This is a genomic window from Pseudoalteromonas sp. G5_S1_54_S4 (assembly GCF_054968565.1).
The window spans coordinates 1-3,770 of the sequence record NZ_JBQKUL010000095.1; the positions used below are offsets into that span (position 1 = coordinate 1).

The window sequence follows — 3,770 nt, forward strand, 5'->3', positions numbered from 1 at the left end:
GTAGGTGGTTTAGGGGCTGAAAATAAAAAAAGCCGCAAATTGCGGCTTTTTTTGTGCTCTATTTTTAACAGTAATGCTTCAATAGCTAAAGCCAAATTTCACTCACTGGCGTGTCTGATCTATAGTGGTAACTCAGCTGCGCTTGCAGCAGCTCGGCAGTGGCTAGTGCATCAGTAAGCGCATTATGGTTTTGATACAGTGGCAATGAATAACGCTCCCGTGTATCACTTAACCTAAGTGATCCTAGCTTTGAATTAAACAGCCTGCCTAATAACCCCTGCCGCGCTTTAAGCGCCCGCCTTTCTATTTCCATCGTATCAACTAGTGCAAACTCAATGCCCTCTTTTATACGCATAAGTAGCGCGTTATAAAAAAAATGACGTTCTATTGCAGCATAATGTACCACCACCACTTTGCCTTTAAGGGCATCAAGCAGTGGCGCTAAAATTCGATTAAGATCAGGGGCTTCATCCACTTCTGAATGAGTAATTCCATGAATAACAATTGACTCTTCACTTAAATCTCGTCGTGGTTGCACCACCCAGTGACGGCTCTCTTTACAATAAATACGATTTACATTAAAAGGCACCAGCCCCACACTAACAATATCATCGCTATTCGCATCAAGGCCGGTTGTTTCAAAGTCGAGTGCCACAAAAGGGACATCTTTAAGTGGAGCAGCCTGATTGGTAAACGCTTGTTGATAAAAGTCTTTAAGTAACGGGTTTTGCGCAGTTTGCAATAACTGCTCGTAGCGCTGTGACCAATCTAACGGTGATTTAGCCATAACTTATTTCACACCCGGGTGCGCAGAATAGCTAAATTTTAAAAAGCTTTGCGCTTTTTCTAAAATAGCAAAGGCTTCTTTTAAATTACTTTGCTCAAAGGGTGAAAGTAAATGGGGGTCTAGATCGTTATCTGGGGCTTCACCTTGCTCTATTTGCCACGCCTGATGACGAATACGTACTGTGGCAATATACTCAAACGCATCACGTAAATCTTGTGCTTTACCTTTAGGCAGTAAATTTGCCTCTATAATATCTTCTAAGCGCTCAAACGAATTTTGTTTACGTGAGCCAACCGCTAACGCATGAACGCGCACCACATCAGATAGCGGCGCCGTACCACGGCGTTTTAAGTTCATTGACCGCTTATGCTGGCCATTATGCTCAAGCACAAAGCCATTAAAAAAACCTAGTGGCGGCGTTCTATTGCGGGCATTGGCAGCAAGGTTCGCTAAAAAGCGTTTGTTTACTTTGCTTTCTTTGGCCACCAGCGTTTTAAGCTCATCGGCCCATTTTAGCTTGCCCCATACACCATCTAAGTCAAAAAATATCGAGCTATTAAGCAGGGCTTGCGGTTTCGGCTCGGCCATCCAGCTAGCAAATTTTTCTTTCCATTGTGTACGGGTCATACGCCATTTTTTAAACGACGCCATAATTTCACCGTCACAATAGGTATAGCCACATTTAGCTAAACCATCACACACAAAATCTGATAGGTTTTGAAAATACTCATCGTGCAGTGCCTCATCAAAACTATTATCCAAAATGAGAGCATTATCTTGATCGGTCACAATTAGCTGCTCGTCGCGGGCCATTGAGCCTAAGGCTATAAAACAATAAGGAATAGGCGGCTCGCCAAATTTTTCTTCGGCCAATGCTAATAAACGCTGTTTAAAGGTACGCCCTATGACCGCCATAGCGGTTCCGATCATATGCGAATTTGCATCTTCATTAACCATACGTACAAATACATTAGGTAATTGGCGTGCGTAATGAACTAAGTCATCAACTGATTGCTGCGCTAAAATACCGCGTACTAACAGTAAGCTACTTTGTGATTCATAACGTAAAATATCAGACAGCGATATTACCCCAATAGGCCGTTTTTTATGTACCACAGGTAAATGATGTAAGTTATCTCTTAGCATGGCTAATACGGCTTCAAACACATAGGCGTTGCTATCAAGTAGTACTAAGCTTGATGTCATTACTTCTTTGGCGGGTGTATCATATGTTAACCCTTGGGCAACCACTTTAGTGCGAATATCTCTGTCGGTTATGATCCCAACAACTTGACCGTCGTCTTCTTCTGGGTCATCGCTTATTTGTTTTTCTATGTCGGTAACTAACACTGAAGAGACCGATTCTTGCGTCATTAAAAATGCGACGTCTTGAATAGCAGTTTGCATTGTTACTGTGACCACATCACGGTGTAATAATGACTTTACTTTCGCGGTGGTTAAATCATTGCTGTCGGCTTGCTCTACAATGGCTTGGTGCAAACGTACGTTACCATCCACTTCAAAAAAATCGGCAAAGGTTTCGTATTTATCACAATATTCGTTGAAGGTATTAACGTTAATACAATAGGTTAAGGTGTCTTCTAGGGCTCGAGCCGGAAAGCGCACTTTGCGGTTCATTAATAGGCCCATTTGGCCAAAAATGCCGCCTGTGGCTAAACGATTATAGAGCTCGCCATTACGGCGTGAAATTTCAACCGAGCCACTACGAATAATATATAAGTCACTAATATCTTGGCCTAAATGTAAAATATCAGTTTGCGCACGAAAATAAGCAACTTCAATTTGCATTGCTAGTTCGTTTAGTGCCTCGCTCTCAAGCGTATCAAAGGGGGGGTGTTCAACTAAAAATTGGGCTATTTCAACTTGCTCGGCCTGCATGGGTGATCCTTGTGGCTTTAATCTAGTTGAATTGTGGGCTTAATTGGCTATTTTTTCAAAGAAAAATAGCCAATTAGCGTAATTAATTAGTCAAGTTGCTCCAGCTCTTGGGCTAATTGCTTTGACTCATCGCCACGAGGACTGGTAAAGCGGGCTAATCCTAAATAAATCACCGGTGTTAGGTAAAGCGTAAACAATACCGCTAACGCAAGTCCACCAAATACCACCCAGCCAATGGCATTACGTGCTTCTGCTCCGGCACCTGTTGACATAATTAGGGGTAACGCACCGAGTAAGGTCGATATTAAGGTCATGGTGATTGGTCTTAAACGTACCAATGCAGCTTGTTCAACCGCTTTTCGAACACTCAGCCCCTGATCTCTTAATTGATCAGCAAACTCGACCAATAAAATTGCATTTTTAGCGATTAACCCAATTAACATCACTAGGCCTATTTGCGAGTAAATATTCAGTGAGGTACCGGTTAAATACAGCGCTAGAATGGCCGATGTAATCCCAAATGGTACAGTGATCATTACCACGATTGCACTGTTAACATTTTCAAATTGCGCCGCAAGTACTAAAAACACAATTAAAAATGCCAATACGTAGGTCATTAATACTTCGTTGGAGGTTTCTTCAAATGTCAGTGCTTCCCCTTTAAATGCAAGAGTAATACCTGCTGGTAATGATTGCTCAGACACTTGCTTTATTTGTTCCACTAATGTGGCAATTGTTAAGCCTTCAGGCAGCTCCATACTGAGCTCTATGGCACGGCGCTGAGCATGACGTTCAAGCTCAGCGGCAACCCCTTCCTCTGAAATGTTAGCGACACTACTTAGTGGCACCAATTGATTATTACGGGCTCTAATAAACAAGTTTGCTAAATCACTCGGGTCGTTAATAGTTTGATTTTGTGCCTGTAGCATAATAGGAATAGATTGATCGCCAATGTTTAAATCAGCGATATCGTCACCATTAATAGCGGCTCTTAATGTAATTGCGATATCACTTAAAGACACGCCAAGTTCTTCTGCGCGTCGTCTGTCAATATTAACACGCAATTGCGGCTGCGATGGCCACG

At 42.4% G+C, this 3,770-nt stretch carries 3 protein-coding genes; all 3 read right to left on the bottom strand.

Annotated features, from left to right (window positions below):
- Positions 1-85: 85 nt before the first annotated feature.
- Positions 86-787, bottom strand: coding sequence for a 3'-5' exonuclease (locus ACTRWE_RS18870; RefSeq protein ID WP_013464886.1), 702 nt, complete (start codon positions 785-787; stop codon positions 86-88).
- Positions 788-790: 3 nt separating this feature from the next.
- The gene (locus ACTRWE_RS18875; protein ID WP_016899937.1) at positions 791-2,686 is read right to left on the bottom strand and encodes a putative nucleotidyltransferase substrate binding domain-containing protein; all 1,896 of its coding nucleotides are present in this window, start codon (positions 2,684-2,686) and stop codon (positions 791-793) included.
- An 86-nt stretch (positions 2,687-2,772) separates the two neighbouring features.
- Positions 2,773-3,770: efflux RND transporter permease subunit (locus tag ACTRWE_RS18880; RefSeq protein WP_462880504.1), on the bottom strand; the 998-nt coding region annotated here is incomplete at its 5' end.

Bases quoted from the DNA above. Each gene is read 5' to 3' on its own strand.
- ACTRWE_RS18870 (WP_013464886.1), bottom strand. From the start codon at position 787: ATGGCTAAATCACCGTTAGATTGGTCACAGCGCTACGAGCAGTTATTG.
- ACTRWE_RS18875 (WP_016899937.1), bottom strand. From the start codon at position 2,686: ATGCAGGCCGAGCAAGTTGAAATAGCCCAATTTTTAGTTGAACACCCC.